Source organism: Flavobacterium luteum (genome assembly GCF_008806775.1).
GTDB lineage: Bacteria > Bacteroidota > Bacteroidia > Flavobacteriales > Flavobacteriaceae > Flavobacterium > Flavobacterium luteum.
Genome location: NZ_WAEM01000002.1, coordinates 616725 through 633970, shown reverse-complemented (window position 1 = coordinate 633970; position 17246 = coordinate 616725). Strand labels below are relative to the sequence as shown.

Annotated in this window: 16 protein-coding genes; 7 read left to right on the top strand and 9 right to left on the bottom strand. The window is 32.9% G+C overall.

The window, feature by feature from the left end:
- Window positions 1-26: 26 nt before the first annotated feature.
- The 6 genes from F6464_RS06565 to F6464_RS06545 all read left to right on the top strand — a co-directional run bounded on the left by F6464_RS06565 (window position 27) and on the right by F6464_RS06545 (window position 5517).
- Complete coding sequence (locus F6464_RS06565) at window positions 27-740, top strand: 3'-5' exonuclease (protein ID WP_151106996.1); 714 nt, start codon at window positions 27-29, stop codon at window positions 738-740.
- 190 nt (window positions 741-930) lie between these two features.
- Complete coding sequence (locus F6464_RS06560) at window positions 931-1386, top strand: hypothetical protein (RefSeq protein ID WP_151106995.1); 456 nt, start codon at window positions 931-933, stop codon at window positions 1384-1386.
- 345 nt (window positions 1387-1731) lie between these two features.
- Entirely contained in the window at window positions 1732-3171 is a 1440-nt protein-coding gene (locus F6464_RS06555; protein ID WP_151106994.1) for a nucleoside recognition domain-containing protein, read from the top strand.
- A gap of 11 nt (window positions 3172-3182) precedes the next feature.
- On the top strand, window positions 3183-3347 hold the full coding sequence (locus F6464_RS14485) for a hypothetical protein (RefSeq protein WP_191963331.1): 165 nt from the start codon (window positions 3183-3185) through the stop codon (window positions 3345-3347).
- Between the two features lie 110 nt (window positions 3348-3457).
- A complete protein-coding gene (locus F6464_RS06550) occupies window positions 3458-5059 on the top strand; it encodes a fumarate hydratase (RefSeq protein ID WP_151106993.1) in 1602 nt (533 codons plus the stop codon).
- 68 nt (window positions 5060-5127) lie between these two features.
- Window positions 5128-5517 (top strand): hypothetical protein, encoded by a 390-nt coding sequence (locus F6464_RS06545; protein WP_151106992.1) that lies wholly within the window; start codon window positions 5128-5130, stop codon window positions 5515-5517.
- Here F6464_RS06545 and F6464_RS06540 read toward each other — a convergent pair.
- From F6464_RS06540 to F6464_RS06500, 9 genes are all read right to left on the bottom strand, one after another.
- Window positions 5507-6163 (bottom strand): CoA transferase subunit B, encoded by a 657-nt coding sequence (locus F6464_RS06540; RefSeq protein ID WP_151106991.1) that lies wholly within the window; start codon window positions 6161-6163, stop codon window positions 5507-5509. The genes F6464_RS06545 and F6464_RS06540 overlap by 11 nt on opposite strands.
- 150 nt (window positions 6164-6313) lie before the next feature.
- Window positions 6314-7012 (bottom strand): CoA transferase subunit A, encoded by a 699-nt coding sequence (locus F6464_RS06535; RefSeq protein ID WP_151106990.1) that lies wholly within the window; start codon window positions 7010-7012, stop codon window positions 6314-6316.
- Between the two features lie 99 nt (window positions 7013-7111).
- Complete coding sequence (locus F6464_RS06530) at window positions 7112-9403, bottom strand: penicillin-binding protein 1A (RefSeq protein ID WP_151106989.1); 2292 nt, start codon at window positions 9401-9403, stop codon at window positions 7112-7114.
- Between the two features lie 7 nt (window positions 9404-9410).
- A complete protein-coding gene (locus F6464_RS06525) occupies window positions 9411-9893 on the bottom strand; it encodes a gliding motility lipoprotein GldH (RefSeq protein WP_151106988.1) in 483 nt (160 codons plus the stop codon).
- Window positions 9877-11148 (bottom strand): PSP1 domain-containing protein, encoded by a 1272-nt coding sequence (locus tag F6464_RS06520; RefSeq protein WP_151106987.1) that lies wholly within the window; start codon window positions 11146-11148, stop codon window positions 9877-9879. Before F6464_RS06520 ends, F6464_RS06525 begins: the two co-directional genes overlap by 17 nt.
- A gap of 151 nt (window positions 11149-11299) precedes the next feature.
- Complete coding sequence (trhO, locus tag F6464_RS06515; RefSeq protein ID WP_151106986.1) at window positions 11300-12685, bottom strand: oxygen-dependent tRNA uridine(34) hydroxylase TrhO; 1386 nt, start codon at window positions 12683-12685, stop codon at window positions 11300-11302.
- A 182-nt stretch (window positions 12686-12867) separates the two neighbouring features.
- Window positions 12868-13278, bottom strand: a complete 411-nt coding sequence (locus F6464_RS06510; RefSeq protein ID WP_151106985.1) for a BrxA/BrxB family bacilliredoxin — start codon at window positions 13276-13278, stop codon at window positions 12868-12870.
- A gap of 100 nt (window positions 13279-13378) precedes the next feature.
- Window positions 13379-14569 carry a lycopene cyclase family protein gene (locus F6464_RS06505; protein ID WP_225318035.1) on the bottom strand — a complete coding sequence of 397 codons (1191 nt, stop codon included), beginning with the start codon at window positions 14567-14569 and terminating at the stop codon, window positions 13379-13381.
- Window positions 14523-15266, bottom strand: coding sequence for a transporter (locus F6464_RS06500; RefSeq protein ID WP_151106984.1), 744 nt, complete (start codon window positions 15264-15266; stop codon window positions 14523-14525). Before F6464_RS06500 ends, F6464_RS06505 begins: the two co-directional genes overlap by 47 nt.
- 81 nt (window positions 15267-15347) lie before the next feature.
- Between F6464_RS06500 and F6464_RS06495 the strand changes: the two genes are divergently transcribed.
- Entirely contained in the window at window positions 15348-17219 is a 1872-nt protein-coding gene (locus F6464_RS06495) for an Nramp family divalent metal transporter (RefSeq protein ID WP_151106983.1), read from the top strand.
- The last annotated feature ends 27 nt before the right edge of the window (window positions 17220-17246 follow it).

Genomic DNA, 17246 nt, shown 5'->3' with positions numbered 1-17246 from the left:
AGTATAAATCTCTAAAAGCCTAAACCATGATAGAAAAAATCCGATTAGATAACATTCTTTTTTTAGATATTGAAACCGTACCAGAAGAAGAAAATTTCAATTCGCTTGATGCTGAAATGAAACAACTTTGGGAACTTAAAACCCAATACCAACGCAAAGAGGATTTTTCAGGCGAGGAATTTTATGAAAGAGCTGGAATTTGGGCCGAATTTGGTAAAATTGTCTGTATTTCGGTAGGTTATTTTACTTTGAAAGGTGATATTAGAAATTTTAGAGTGACGTCTTTTTTTGGTGATGAAAAGAAAATACTTCATGATTTCATCAATCTTTTAAACAATCACTTCAATCAGCCACAGCATGTTTTGTGCGGGCATAATGCTAAGGAATTTGACATTCCGTTCATTGCTCGTCGAATGATTATTAATCAAATCGCTATTCCAAACAAGCTGAATTTATTTGGCAAAAAACCATGGGAAATCCCACATTTAGACACTTTAGAATTATGGAAATTTGGCGATTACAAGCATTTTACTTCTCTTAAATTACTAACTAAAATTCTTGGAATTCCTTCTCCAAAAGGCGATATCGATGGCAGTCAAGTAGGTCATGTTTTTTATGTAGAAAAAGATATTGACCGCATTGTAACGTATTGTGAGAAAGACACTATTGCTGTAGCTCAAATTTTCTTGCGATTACGAAGAGAAGAGTTGTTGATTGAAGAAGAAATTATTCACGTATAATTTATATCTTCTTCAATAAACTAATAGACAGTCCTTAAGGATTTACATGTTATATAAATTTTATTTTTGTAGAATTTTAAAAAGTTTTTAACACGAAAACGATTTCGAATGATGTAAAGTTTTTGTTTTGATAAAAAAAATCTATGTTTGCTATGTTAAAATTAGTAAAAACCAAATATCATTTACAATTATGAAAAAAATATACTTTATAATAGCAATTTTTTTTATAAATATATCAAATGGTCAGGTTGGGATAAATACAGTTTTACCTTTAAGCACATTGGATATTAATGGTAATTTATCTGTAAAAACAGTTTCTTTAGTTGGTAGTAGTTCAGTAACATTAATAAATAATGGTGTTTATATTTCTGTAAATCCTACCGCTACAGATCAAGAGTTTAAATTACCAAATCCAATATCATTTCCTGGTAGAGTATATTTTATTAGAAATATAAGCTCAAGTACTGCAAAAATTACAATGGAGGGAACAGGAGTAAAGTTTTATTTTGCGAATTCATACGCTAATAGTAGCAATCAGTTATATATGTATGATAGTCAGAATTCAAATGACCATGCAAATGGAAATGGTTTAAGATCATGCATCGTTTTGAGTGACGGAGCAAATTGGAATGTATTTACCCCTTAAAAATAAAATATATTTGTACTCACCATTTGACTTTATTTTTTGATTATAATTTTCCTTCGTTTCGATTATTTTTCAATATAAAAGTATATTGAGAAAACGAAAAATTAGAATTGAACATGATTGTTTATATACGTCTCTTTGTGGCTGAAGCATATTAATAAGATTCGTTCTGAATTATTCCAAAAAATACTCGAATTTAAGCTTTTAATTATTAAACTTAACGGTTTATAATCCTATCTCTCGTGTAGCTTTTTGTTGTTATCCTTTAAAAAGCGAAACTGATATTGTAGAAAAATCTTGATTATTTTTTTTAGGTTTTTATTACATTTACAAAAAAAACTAATCATGGTTCTCAGTAGATTTTGGCTCGCTATTTTTATTTCTTCAATTGTGTTTGTAGTTTTTAATTTGTTCTTTGGCAACAGCTATACAATCGACTATGTATTAAACGGAAAAAAAGACGATCCTATTTTACTTTCCGAAAAATATATTTACGAAGTTCCAGCATTCATTAAAGACAGCATTAAAAAAGCTCCAGACCAAACGATGGTCGTAAACCGAGATACTATAAATGCCGATACAACTTATGTTTTTAAAAATAAAACAGTAAAAATATTTAGCGGCGTTCAAAAATCAGATGGGCTTTTGCCAACATGTAAAGCCACCTTGATTGATTTAATTTTACCATTAATGGCATATTTGGCCTTTTTCTGTGGTTTGATGGAACTCTTAATTATTTCCGGAGCCTCTGGAAAATTAGCTAAAGTATTGAGCCCAGTGTTTGTAAAAGTATTTCCTAGCATTCCCAAAAACCACCCGTCTATTTCGTACATGACCTTAAATTTTGCTGCCAATTTTTTAGGCTTAGATTCAGCTGCAACGCCATTTGGATTAAAAGCGATGGAGAGTTTACAAACTATAAATCCGGAAAAAGACAAAGCGAGTGATGCCCAAATTATGTTTATGTGCTTGCATGCTTCAGGGCTAACTTTAATTGCAACTTCAATCATAGGCTATCGAGCTGCTGCCAATGCAACTAATCCAGCCGATGTAATGCTACCTTGTATCATTACCTCATTTATTGGAACTATTGCTGCTTTTCTTATTGTAGGGATTAAGCAAAAAATTAATTTTAAAAGTGCCTCTTTAGTAATAGTGTTGATGGTATTAATTGCAGCAATCGTTGGTTTGTTAATGTATGTAAACCATTTGGATTTAATTGGCAAAAACTACTTTACCTCTAATCTTTCTTCTTTAATATTAGTAGTGATTATAGGTTTCACCTTAATTTTTTCCTTTATTAAAGAAAAGAAATTTACAGAAGCCAAAACTACTGTTTATGAAACTTTTGTTGTAGGAGCTAATAATGGTGTAAAAACAGGAGTCACTATTTTTCCTTATGTTTTGGGTATGTTAGTGGCCATTTCTTTATTTAGAAATAGTGGTTTATTTGAAATCATAAGCCACTGGATTTCTTTTGGTTTCTCTAATATAGGCGTGAGTAAAGAAATCACTGATGCTTTGCCAGTGGCTCTTCTTAGACCATTTAGTTCTGCAGGATCAAGAGGGTTTTTGATAGATTCTATGAATACTTTTGGTGCCGATTCGATGACGGGAAGGCTAAGCAGTATTTTTCAATGTAGTGCCGAAAGTACCTTTTATGTAATTGCAGTTTACTTTGGTTCCGTTAATATTAAAAACACTCGTTATGCATTAGGGACCATGCTACTTGTTGATGTGATTTGTGTAATTACCGCAATTTTGGTGGCAGGATGGTTTTTTTAAGATAAAATATTATGTTAGAAGCTAGATTAATTTGTCATTTCTTGGGAAATATTACCAAATGGTTATTTTATTTTGGCACAAAATCTATGGATGAAGTTGTTAAAGACGATAATTCGAGTTTAGGATTTATCATTTTATTGGTTTTAACATTTCTTCTTTTTTCGTTTAATAAATAATATCATTTTTCTTATCAATTTATAACAATTCTAAACCATAATTTGATACAAATCAGGTTTAGTTCTTTCTACAATTCTTATATTTGAACTTCCTTAAAAACACATCAAAAATGGACTTTATATACCAAGATCCGTATCCGATTTTAAAAGACGATACGCAATATAAAAAACTATCTTCGGATTACGTTTCAGTTGAAAAATTAGGCGAAAGAGAAATTTTAACTGTAGATCCAAAAGGATTAGAATTACTAGCGCAAGAGGCAATGAACGATGTCTCTTTTATGCTTAGAACAGCCCATTTACAAAAGCTTAACAACATTTTAAACGATCCTGAAGCTACAGATAATGATCGATTTGTGGCCTATAACTTACTGCAAAATGCATCAGTAGCGGTAGAAGGTCAGTTACCATCCTGTCAAGATACAGGAACAGCGATTGTTATGGCCAAAAAAGGCGAAAATGTATACACAGGAGTAGATGATGCCGAGTGGTTGTCGAAAGGAATTTTTAATACGTTTCAAAATAAAAACTTACGGTATTCTCAAATTGTTCCTATTTCAATGTTTGAGGAAAAAAATTCGGGTTCAAATTTACCTGCGCAAATTGATATTTATGCCAAAAAAGGAAATTCATATGAGTTTTTATTTTTAACAAAAGGAGGAGGTTCAGCTAATAAAACATTCTTGTATCAAAAAACAAAATCGTTGTTGAATGATAAATCAATGGAGGAATTTGTTCGAGATAAAATTAAAGATTTAGGAACTTCAGCTTGTCCGCCTTACCATTTAGCTTTGGTAATTGGAGGCACATCTGCCGAAGCCAATTTAGCCGCTGTAAAAAAAGCGTCAGCAGGTTATTTTGATCATTTACCTACTTCTGGTAACATGGCAGGTCAGGCTTTTCGAGATATAGAATGGGAGAAAAAAGTATTGTTGTATTGTCAGGAAAGTGCTATTGGAGCCCAATTTGGTGGTAAATATTTTGCACATGATGTACGTGTCATTCGTTTGCCACGACATGCTGCCTCTTGTCCGGTTGGATTAGGTGTTTCGTGTTCTGCCGATAGAAATATCAAAGGAAAAATCACTAAAGACGGTGTTTTTTTAGAGCAATTAGAAGTAAATCCTCAACAGTTTTTACCTAAAGTTCCTCCACATTTAGAAGCAGCAGTTGAGGTAGATTTGAATCGTCCTATGGCAGAAATTTTAGCAGAATTATCAAAATATCCAATTAAAACGCGTTTGAAATTAAACGGGACTCTAATCGTAGCGAGAGATATTGCACATGCTAAAATCAAAGAATTATTAGATGCAGGAAAACCAATGCCTGATTATTTCAAAAACCATCCGATATATTATGCAGGACCAGCAAAAACTCCCGAAGGAATGGCTTCTGGAAGTTTTGGACCTACTACTGCGGGAAGAATGGACGTTTATGTTGAAGAATTTCAAAAAGCAGGTGGAAGTATGATTATGTTGGCTAAAGGAAATCGCACCAAAGAAGTAATGAATGCTTGTAAAACCTATGGTGGTTTCTATTTAGGGTCCATTGGAGGACCAGCAGCAATTTTAGCTCAAGACAATATCTTAAAAGTGGAAGTAGTTGATTTTGAAGAACTCGGAATGGAAGCTGTTCGAAAAATAACTGTAAAAGATTTTCCTGCTTTTATTATTACCGATGATAAAGGGAATGACTTTTTTGCTAATTTATAACTTAAAAACTAACAGCAGATTCGCAGATTAATTATAAAATTTGCGAATCTGCGGTTTAAAAAAATTGTATGTTTTTTCAAGAATCTTTTTTCGAATTTTATACCAAAGTTAAATTGAGTCTAGAAGATGGAACTTTTGCCAAATTAACTTTAGCAAAAACTATTGGAAATACAGATTTGATGAATATTTATGTTCGCCCAGTTGTTGAAGAAGGTATTTTGAAAATGGAACTCAAATTCAAATTCCAACAAGAGGAACAAGTTGAAATTCATTCTATTGATAATACAAAAGATGTTTTGGTACAATACATCAATAATCCATTTATGTCGGCAATTTTATTTACCACGGAATTTGATTTGACCTATAAATTGAATAAAAAACGAGCGGTTAGCATCATTCAGAAAGGGAATACTTTCGGAAATGCTTCGGAAGTTTTATTGGATTATCTTAATCGATAACCATTTCAGGAATTTCACCCTCAATAATTAAATTAGCTTCAGTTGATGCAATAATATGTTCAACAGAAACTCCAGGGGCACGTTCTAATAATTTGAAACCTTTTGGAGTGATTTCTAAAACGGCTAGTTCGGTTACTACTTTTTTTACGCACCCAACTCCAGTTAACGGTAACGTACATTTTTTTAAAATTTTAGATTCACCTACTTTATTGACGTGCATCATAGCTACAATAATATTCTCAGCAGATGCCACTAAATCCATTGCACCGCCCATGCCTTTGACCATTTTTCCTGGGATTTTCCAGTTGGCAATATCGCCATTTTCAGAGACTTCCATAGCACCAAGAATAGTTAAGTCGACATGTTGCCCTCGAATCATTCCAAAACTTGTTGCTGAATCAAAAAAAGAGGCTCCAGGAAGTGTTGTTATCGTCTGTTTTCCTGCGTTTATAACATCGGCATCTTCTTCTCCCTCAAATGGAAACGGGCCCATTCCAAGCACACCGTTTTCGCTTTGAAATTCGACGTCAATTCCTTTTGGGATAAAATTAGCAACAAGAGTTGGGATGCCAATTCCGAGATTTACAAAGTATTTGTCTTTGACTTCTTGGGCGATTCGTTTTGCGATTTGTTCTTTTGTTAGCATAAAAATATTTTTAAACCATTAAGAAATTTAAGATAAATTAAGTTTTAATAAATCAAACTGTCTACAAGCTATTATCTTTTGAATCCTATATTAATGTAAGATTATAGTAGTTTTGTTTTTAAACTTTAAACTTTCACTGAACACGGAATACTATTTTTTCCGTACTGTTCGTTGCTCAATTCTCTTTTCATATTTTTCTCCTTGAAAAATACGTTGGACTAGTATACCGGGAATATTTACCTGATTAGGGTCAAGAGTACCGGCTTCAACAAGTTCTTCTACTTCAGCAATGGTTATTTTAGCAGCACCGCACATACAAGGGTTGAAGTTTCTAGCAGTTCCTTTAAAAATTAAATTTCCTGCCGTGTCGCCTTTCCAAGCTTTTACAATGGCAAAATCAGCTTTGAAGGCATGCTCCATAATGTGCATTTTACCGTTAAATTCTCGGGTTTCTTTTCCAGTAGCTACTTCGGTACCGAAACCAGCAGGGGTAAAGAATGCAGGAATTCCTGCTTGTGCAGCTCGACAACGTTCAGCCAATGTTCCTTGTGGTATTAAATTTACTTCGAGTTCGCCGGAAAGCATTTGGCGCTCAAATTCGGCATTTTCTCCAACATAGGAAGAAATCATTTTCTTGATTTGTTTTTTTTGGAGTAGCAAACCAAGTCCAAAATCGTCTATACCAGCATTGTTGGAAATACAGGTTAAATTATTGGTTTCTTTTTTTACAAGTTCAGCGATGCTATTTTCTGGAATTCCGCATAGACCAAAACCGCCGAACATAATAGTCATACCATTTTCAATTCCGTTAAGAGCTTCCTGAACCGTATTAACTTTTTTTGGTATCATTTTGAGTTTTTTAGCCCAGATGGCAGCGATATCCTTTTTCTTGCTTCTTTAGCATGAAAAAGATTTAGCGAACAGCTGGAATAGCTTCAAATAATTAAATTATAATTCGAACTCATCGGTATTTTGCTCAAAATCAGTAGTGTCTTTTACGGGAGCCCAACAATCAACTTTTATAGAAAGATTTGCGGGTCTTTCGAAATCGCTTTTAGAAACGTTAAGTGAGGAATCAGCATAACATTTCTTCATAAAAATTCCCCAAATAGGCAAAGCAGCAGTCGCTCCTTGTCCATAAGTTATTGTTTTGAATCGGGCTGATCGATCTTCGCAACCTACCCATACTCCAGTGACAAGGTTTGGTACCATTCCCATAAACCATCCATCAGATTGGTTTTGAGTTGTTCCTGTTTTTCCTGCAATTGCGTTTGTAAACGAGTACGGATAACCTGTCCAACGATTGTCACCAGCTCCTCCGCCTTCTGTTCTTAATCGTGAACCTGAACCACCTTCGGTAACACCTTCTAATAATTTGATAACGGCAAATGCAATATCTTTATTTAATACATCATGAGATTCTGGTATGGGTTCGTAAATAACAACTCCATTTTTGTCTTCAATTTTGGTAATAAACTGAGGCTTAATATACACTCCTTCATTTGCAAAAGTGCTGTATGCAGCAACCATATCCTGAACTGTAATTTCTACTGCTCCTAAAGCAATAGAAGGTTGAACAGGAATTTCAGAATTTACTCCTAATTTTTGTGTTAATTCTACAACAGCTTCTGGCCCAACTTTGTCTATAAGTTTTGCTGATACCGTATTTATGGAATTGGCTAAAGCTTTTTTCAGGGTAACCATTCCGCGGTATTTATTGTCAGAATTTTTAGGCTCCCAATCTTCAGTAACATGATGACGCCCTTTGTGAATCATAAAAGGACTGTCTATAATTGAATCACAAGGAGACATGTTTAATTGTTCTATTGCTGTAGCATATACAAATGGTTTAAACGTAGAGCCTACTTGTCGTGCGCCTTGACCTACGTGATCGTATTGAAAATATTTGTAATTTATTCCTCCTACCCAAGCTTTTACATGACCCGTTTGTGGCTCCATTGCCATAACGCCAGATTGTAAAAATCCTTTGTAATAACGAATAGAATCGGTTGGAGTCATTATGGTATCTCTTTCTCCTTTCCAAGTAAAGACAGTCATTTTTGTTTTTACATCAAATGATTTAATTATTTCTTCATCACTTAAATCTTTTGTTTTTAGAACGCGCCATCTTTCAGAAGATTTCATTGCTTTTAGCAACAATTTTTTTGTCTCAGCTTCAGAAATATTTACGAAAGGAGCATTTTTACTGTTTTTATGTTGATTATCTAATTCAATTTGTAAGTTTTTTAGATGATCGGTTACTGCTTCTTCTGCATACAATTGCATTCTAGAATCGATAGTGGTATGAATTTTTAAACCGTCTCGATAAATGTCATAATCAGAGCCGTCGGATTTTTTATTTTCTTTTACCCAGTTTTTCATAAAATCTCTGAGGTATTCACGAAAATAGGTTCCTATTCCATCAATATGACTTTCAGGATGAAAATGTAAAACAATAGGTTTTTTTTCTAATGCTAACTTATCGGACTCTTCCAGAAACCCATTTCTTACCATTTGACCAAGAACAATATTTCTTCGTTTTTGAACTCTTTCTGGTCTTCTAACAGGATTAAATAATGAAGGATTGGTAAGCATGCCTATGAGCATAGCGCCTTCTTCGATAGATAAATTTCTAGGTTCTTTTCCGAAATATACTTTTGCAGCTGAGCGAATTCCAACGGCTGTGTTCACAAAATCGGCTTTGTTTAGATACATGGCGATGATTTCATTTTTAGTATATTGTCGCTCTAATTTTATGGCGATTATCCATTCTTTTGCTTTTTGAATCATTCGAAGTGGAAGAAATCGTGAGCCTTCACCATGAAATAATAATTTAGCCAATTGTTGTGTTAAAGTACTTGCGCCTCCGTTGGTCCCTAAACGTAACGCTGCTCCAAGGGTGCGTCTTCCGTCAATTCCGGAGTGTTCATAAAAACGCTCGTCTTCTGTTGAAACCAGAGCATCTACGAGATGTTTTGGCAAATCGTTGTATTTTATTTGAGTTCTGTTTTCGTTATAAAATTTTCCGATAGTTACCCCATCTGTAGAGATAACTTCTGTTGCTAAATTAGAATCGGGATTTTCTAAATCTTCAAAAGAAGGCATTGAGCCAAAAAGTCCCCAAGAAGCAAGTATAAAAAACAGAAAAAGTCCTCCTAAACTGTAAAAGAAAATTTTCCAAAATTTCTTTTTATAGTAGTTAATGTCTTTAATTTGATTGTTGTTTTTTGTAGTAGCCATACAGTTTTTAATCTAATTTTTCTATTCTAAAACCTACTTCTGTTATACCGTTTAAAGTTTCTATTCCTTGAATTTTACCTGTTTGTCTAACAGCTTGTTTTATATGTACTTTATAATCTCCTTTTACGAACTTCATTTTTTCTTTATAATACAGTTTACTTTCTTTAATATCAGTAAAACCGTTTCCGAGCAATGTTCCATCAACATCAGACATTTGATATTCTAAAGTATCGACTTTAGTTATTTTATTAGGTTGTTCTAGAGAAACAATTAAAAACAAATTATTAAATGGATAATCGTTATTACATCTAACATTTAAGAATAAATTGTAGGATTTTGAAACATCCATTTTTGGCAAATCAAAACTCACAATGCTATCTTTGTTCCAACCTTTTCCAACCGATTTATATTCGTCAAAAACTCTTTTTTTATCACAGGAATAAAAGAGAATTGTTAAGACAAAAAACAGAAGTCTACTTTTCAGGTTCATTTTTATTAGCAGGTATTATTTTGTTGTGATTAGGAACTATTTTGTTACTGGCCGGTCTGATTTTATTGTCAGTTGAGTTCCCCCCCCCATCAGGTTTACTCGCTCCAAATGTTGCATTTTGAATAGCTGGTTTTTTGTTTTTGTTGGGACGTTTCTTTTTCTTAGGCTGATCGAAACGAGTTAAACTCTCTTGACCCATAGCATTATTAAAATGTTTTTCAGGCTCTGCAACAATTTCTAAGGCATAATCTTCAAGTGAAGAAATTTTATTTTTAAGTTTATTTTCAGCAATAATTTCTCGTACTTGTTCTATTTTAAGGACATGCCAATTTGCAAAATCATTGGTGTAAGCAAACCACATTAAGCCCTTAAAAATATCTTGTTTTTGACAAATAGCATCTCCTTTTTCGGTGACTAATTTGGTTTCAAAATCAGGAAATCCTTGAAGCGCATCCATATAAGTATCTAATTCATAATTCAAACAACATTTTAATTTACCACATTGTCCAGCTAATTTTTGAGGATTTAAAGACAATTGTTGGTACCGCGCCGCAGATGTATTTACACTTCTAAAATCAGTAAGCCAAGTAGAACAACACAATTCTCTGCCGCAAGAACCAATACCGCCTAATCTTGCTGCTTCTTGACGAAAGCCCACCTGTTTCATTTCGACTCTAGTGTTGAATTCTTTAGCAAAATCTTTAATTAAAAGACGAAAATCAATTCGATCATTAGCGGTATAATAAAAAGTAGCTTTTGATCCGTCTCCTTGAAACTCGATATCTGAAATTTTCATTTCTAATTTTTGAGCAATTGCCAATTCACGAGCTCGAACCTTCATAGGTTCTTCTCGATCTCTAGCTGTTGACCAAATATCTATATCTTTTTGAGAAGCTTTTCGGTAAATTTTAGGAATTTCATTGCTTGCATGATTGATTCCTTTTTTCTTCATTTGAATTTTTACTAATTCACCAGTTAATGTAACAATGCCAATATCATGACCAGGTGAAGCCACAGTGGCAACAATATCGCCAATACTTAATGTTAGCTTTTCGGTATTTCTATAAAATTCTTTTCTTCCGTTTTTAAAGCGTACTTCAACACAATCAAAAGGGGCTTCTCCTGTTGGGAGACTCATATTTGCTAACCAATCGAAAACCGTTAATTTATTGCAGCTATCGGTGCCGCAAGTCCCATTATTTTTACAACCCTTAGGTGCGCCACCATCAGAAGTTGAACAACTTGTACATGCCATAATTATATATGTAGTATTGTGATAAACACAATTTAAGTTCTTAAACGTTTAATTGGTAAAGATAGTAAAGATTTTAGATTTTTTCAAAAAAGAAAAACAAGGTGTACGGCTAGAATAGGTTAATTGAAATTATTTTCTATTTTTAATTGAATTAATTTAGGATTTTATACAATTTATCAGATAATCTAATTCTAAATGGCAAATAAAAAGTTACTTTATCTCCTGTTTTTGCAGTTTCAGAATCACTACCGTTAACAAGCATTTTTTCTAAAATTATCTCTTGATTTCCTGTCGTTGGTCCTGAAATTAAAAGGCTATCACCAATTTTTAGTTCATGATTTTCTATAGAAAACAAAGCTACTTGTGGTTTTGGATAGTAGTGTTCCCCCTTACCGACTAATATTTTCTTAATGGAAATTTTCTTGCGAATATCTTTAGGCTCATGTTTTTCTAAATTGACTTGGAGAGAATTTGCTAATGCCAATGATGTATCTGATAGTTCTCCGGAATGTTTAAATAATAGCTTATCCGATTTTCCTTTTCTGAAAATTTTATTGCCGTTTTTAATACCACTACGTAATTTTACTTGGTCAACTAATGATAAGTGAATGGTTTCTTGACATTCTGAAGAGCAGCAATTCTCCATCGCTAATTTGCAATCATCACATTGTATGAATAATAAATGGCAACCCTCATTTTCGCAATTCGTGTGGTTGTCACAAGGTTTTCCACATTGATGGCATTGCGATACGATATCATTGGTAATTCTTTCGCCAAGACGATGGTCGAAAACGAAATTTTTACCAATGAATTTGCTTTCCAAACCTTCTTCATGAATTTGTTTGGCATAATTGATAATTCCGCCTTCCAGCTGAAACACATTTTTAAAACCCTGATGTTTAAAATAAGCCGAAGCTTTTTCACATCGAATTCCACCAGTGCAATACATCACTAGATTTTTATCTTCTTTAAAATCTTTTAATTGCTCGTTGATGATGGGTAAGCTCTCTCTAAAAGTTTCTACATCGGGAGTTATGGCGCCTTTAAAATGACCAACTTCACTTTCGTAATGGTTTCTAAAATCAACTACAATGGTATTTGAATCTTCTAAAATTGCATTAAACTCCTTTGCTTTTAAGTGTACTCCAATATTTGTTACATCAAAAGTTTCGTCGTTTAAACCGTCGGCTACAATTTTTTCACGGACTTTTATGGTTAGTTTTAAGAAAGAATGGTCATCATGTTCTACCGCAACATTTAAGCGAATGCCTTTCATGAACTCATAAGTTTCTAATGTTTCTCTAAAAGCATCGATATTTTGGGCTGGAATACTCATTTGAGCATTAATTCCTTCGTGTGCAACGTAAATTCTGCCTAATGCATCTAAAGCATTCCAAGCTATAAATAAATCGTCGCGAAATTGTTTTGGGTCTTTAATTTTGGCATACGCATAGAAAGACAACGTAAGTCGCTGTTCGCCAGCTTGGTTTATAAGATCGGCTCTTTCTTCTGCGCTTAAGGTGTTATACAGTTGCATGCTATAAACGTGTTTAGCGGCGCACTTTAGTGCGTCAGTTCAGAAATATGTTGTGAGTTCTAAATGGAAGAATTCGAGTGCAAATTTAAAAAAATAAACCATTAAGGCAGTTAAGTTTTATTAAGTTTTTCACTTAATTTCTTTAACTCACTTAATGGTTTAAATAAATTTATTCTGATTAATTAACAGAATTCTGCGTAAGCGTCTTTCAAATTTTCAGCAATCATTTCAGCTGGACGGCCTTCAATGTGGTGGCGTTCAAGCATGTGAACCAATTCGCCATTTTTAAACAAAGCCATACTTGGCGATGATGGAGGAAAAGGAAACATGTGTTGGCGAGCTGCATCAACAGCATCTTTATCTACACCCGCAAAAACAGTAACTAAATGGTCTGGTTTTTTAGCACCATCTAAACTCATTTTTGCTCCTGGACGAGCATTTCTGGCTGCGCAACCACAAACCGAATTTACAACCACAAGTGTTGTTCCTTCTGAATTAATTGCTTTTTCTACCGCTTCTGCGTTATATAAATCTTGAAAACCAGCTACAGAAAGTTCTGCTCGCATTGGTTTTACCATTTCTTCTGGATACATATTTTTAAGATTCAAAGTTAATGAGTCGCAAAGTTACAAAGTTTTTAAGTTGTCACTTAAATATAAACCATAAAGATTTGTTATTGTTTGATAAAGAAAACTAAAATCGAAACATTCGTTCAAATAATGCTTTCGTAAAAGGAACAGTTGGACATTTAAGCATTACTCTAAAATCTTCTAAAAAAGAGGTTTCTTCGTCTAGAAAATTAAAAATTAAAACAGGATTTCCTTTTTGAAATAAAGAGGAAAAAATACTTGAACCTAGCGAATTATTTTTGAAAAGGACATCAATAAAAAGCATATCATAGAACCAAAATTTATCCTTTTTGTAGAATTTTCTAAAATCAGTTTTTTTTTCAAGAAATAGAACCAATTGTTTTGATTTTTTTACTGTATTTTTAAAAGTAAAACCTGTACTAGATTTGGTCCAACCACCGGCCGAACCAATGTTAATGAGGTTGTTAGTATTGTGTTTCCAAAAAGGGTAGGATGTCATGGGTATATTACCTTGTTCTTTTGCAATGATTTCATAGTCGGTAATTCCAAGTTTTTGAATATAGTTTTGAATTTCGGTTTCGTATTCCTGTTTTGGCAATAAATCAGCAGAAAACAGCGTATATTCAAGCAATGCTTCGGTTGTTGAGGTTGGCAAAACATACATAAATCGTGTATTTCCTTTTTGTTCGATAGAAAAATCCATGAAAGTAGCCAAATTTGGATTAAAAACTTCTTCTTTAGATTTGATAAACCAACCAATAAAATGTTGTTGTAATAAAGGATATTTCGTTTGTCTTTTTACAAGTTCAGGATTGAAAATAGAATTGAAAATTTTGTCGCAAGAATAACTTTTATTTATTGTTTTCACTATACATTGATTGCCTAAATCTTCATAATTCAGTACTCGTTCCTGTATGAAATGAATGTTTTCTTGTTTTGAAATAATTTTAAAAATATGATTGTATAAATCCAAACCTTCAATCATTTTATATTGATAGGGTTGTATTTTTAATTTACGAGTAAAGGATTTATTGGCAAAAAGAGCAGCATCCCATTTTTTTGATGTGATAGGCTCAAATAAATCACCATCATCCCAAAAACACCATGTTCTGTCGTTGGTTTTTTTTTGATCTGCATCTAAAAGTAAAATGGTTTTATCCTTAAATTTTCCAGAAACTATCATTTCATAAACAGTCATTAGTGCTGATAATCCAGAACCCGTGAAAATGTAATGATAATGTTGCATATTAAATTCTAAATGAAAAACCAATTGCGGTATAATAATCTGGTGCATTATTTGTAATGCCTACTCCAGAAGACAAATCTAACATAAAATTATTGTTAATCAAATACGTAAGTCCGCCGTCAAAACTATGGTTGGCTTTGTCATTTTGTGGGCCAAACCCAAACAATTCAATGTAGGAGCCTAATTTGTCTGAAATAGAATAACCAGTTGTAAGTGTATAAATAAAAGTTGGTTCAGGAGTAAAGCCATCCCATTCAGCGCCTAAATTATAACTTAATGATAATTTCTCGTTTAGAGTATGTTGCATTACAAACCTAAATTCAGGTGCATAGAAATCGGTTTTATATTTGTTCGAAGCCACATTTGGTAATGAAATGTGCGATATAAAAGATGTTTTTGGTATGATTCCTTTTTCATTAGTTAATTTCACTTTGAATCCAATATATATTGGATTAAAACCGTTTGATTTTGAAATATTGTTTTTTTCTGAAATAAATTCCGTAATCAATCGCAACTCGAAATTTTCGTTAACACCATATTTCCATAATGTTGTTGGAAGTGAAAAAAGGGTGCTTTTTTTGTCGTTTTTTTGAAAAGTGAATCCAGTTTCTACTTGAAACATTCCTGTAGGTACAATGGCAGGAGTCTCAGTTTGATCGGGCCTATCAGCCTGAATTGGCTCAATATTTTGAGTGTATCCAACAAGAGAAATAAGTAAAAGTAAAAATGAGATTGAAATTTTCATGACGCTTTTTAGACAAAGCTAAAAAATTATTTACTCTAATCAAATATTTATTTATATTTGTTTTCAGAAAAAATAGAATTTATGAGTAAATCATTAGAAGAAGTAAACCAATCGGTTTCTACACAAAATAAAACTTCAGTATTTAGAAGGATATTAGCTTTTTTTGGTCCAGCATATTTAATAAGTGTTGGTTATATGGATCCAGGAAACTGGGCAACCGATATTGCTGGAGGAAGTCAGTTTGGTTATGCATTATTATGGGTTTTATTAATGAGCAATATTATGGCGTTACTTTTGCAAAGTTTTAGTGCAAGACTAGGAATTGTAACCCAACGTGATTTAGCTCAAGCATCAAGAGAAACCTACTCTAAACCTATTAATTATATTCTTTATTTTCTTGCCGAAATTGCTATTGCAGCTTGCGATTTGGCCGAAGTATTAGGAATGGCGATTGGATTAAATTTATTATTTGGAATTCCTTTAATAGAAGGTGTTTTGATTACTGTTTTAGACACTTTTCTATTGTTATTCCTAATTAATAAAGGAATTCGAAAAATGGAAGCATTTATTATAGCTTTAGTTACAATTATTGGTATTTCATTCATTTTTGAAATGATTTTTGCACAACCAGAAATGGGGAAAGTAATTTACGGTTTAATTCCTTCTATGCCTAACGAAACTGCATTGTATATCGCAATAGGAATAATCGGCGCAACTGTAATGCCTCATAATTTGTATCTGCATTCTTCTTTGGTACAAACGAGAAAATTTGATAGAAGTAAAGCGGGAATTAAACAAGCTATAAAATATAATTTTATTGATTCTACCATTGCATTGAATTTGGCCTTTTTTGTTAATGCTGCTATTTTAATATTAGCCGCTGCAACATTCTACAAGAACGGGATGTTTGAGGTAGCTGAAATTCAGGATGCTCATCGGTTTCTTGAACCTTTATTGGGTAGTAAATGGGCTCCAATATTGTTTGCAGTTGCATTAATTGCAGCAGGGCAAAGTTCTACTATAACAGGAACTTTGGCAGGTCAGATTATTATGGAGGGGTATTTGAATTTAAGAATTCAACCATGGGTAAGACGAATCATTACCCGATTAATAGCTATTGTGCCTGCTGTAATTGTAATTTCTGTTTTTGGCGAAAGCGTTACTGGTAAATTGTTGATTTTAAGTCAAGTTATTTTGAGTTTACAGTTAGGATTTGCTATAATTCCGTTGATACACTTTGTAAGTGATAAGTCTAAAATGAAAGGCTTCCATATAAGTGTGGTGACACAAATAGCAGCATGGATTATAGCTTCGATTATAGTTTCGTTAAATGCAAAATTAGTTTTTGACGAAATAAAAGGCTGGTTAGAATCTTCTAATAACCCAATGGTTTTATGGTTTACTGTAGTTCCATTAGCAATAGGGTTTTTAATTTTATTGTTGTATATCGTTTTTCAACCCTTTGTTTCTAAATCAAAAATCGATATTCAAAATCATTCTCCCCACAGTTTAAAATTACAATTTTCAAAATCTGGCAATTACAACAAAAAAAACATTGCAGTTAGTGTAGATTTTTCTACTGCCGATGAAATTGCATTAAACAATGCTTTTGAACTTGGAGGATTAGAAGCAAATTACACTTTAATTCATGTTGTAGAAACTGTTGGTGCTATAATGTATGGAGAAAACATTGAAGATCACGAAACGTTAATTGACGAAACATTATTGTTAGAGTATGAAAAAATGTTGTCTGAAAAAGGATTTAAAGTGACAACAAAATTGGGCTTTGGAAAACCAAACAAAGTGATTCCTGCTATAATTAATTCAGGCGAATTTGATGTTTTAGTTATGGGGACACATGGACATACTGGCTTAAATGATTTGATTTTTGGGACAACTGTAGATAATGTAAGACATAAAATTAAAATTCCATTATTTATTGTAAAGATTTAACTTTTTACAAATCACTTATTATTTTAG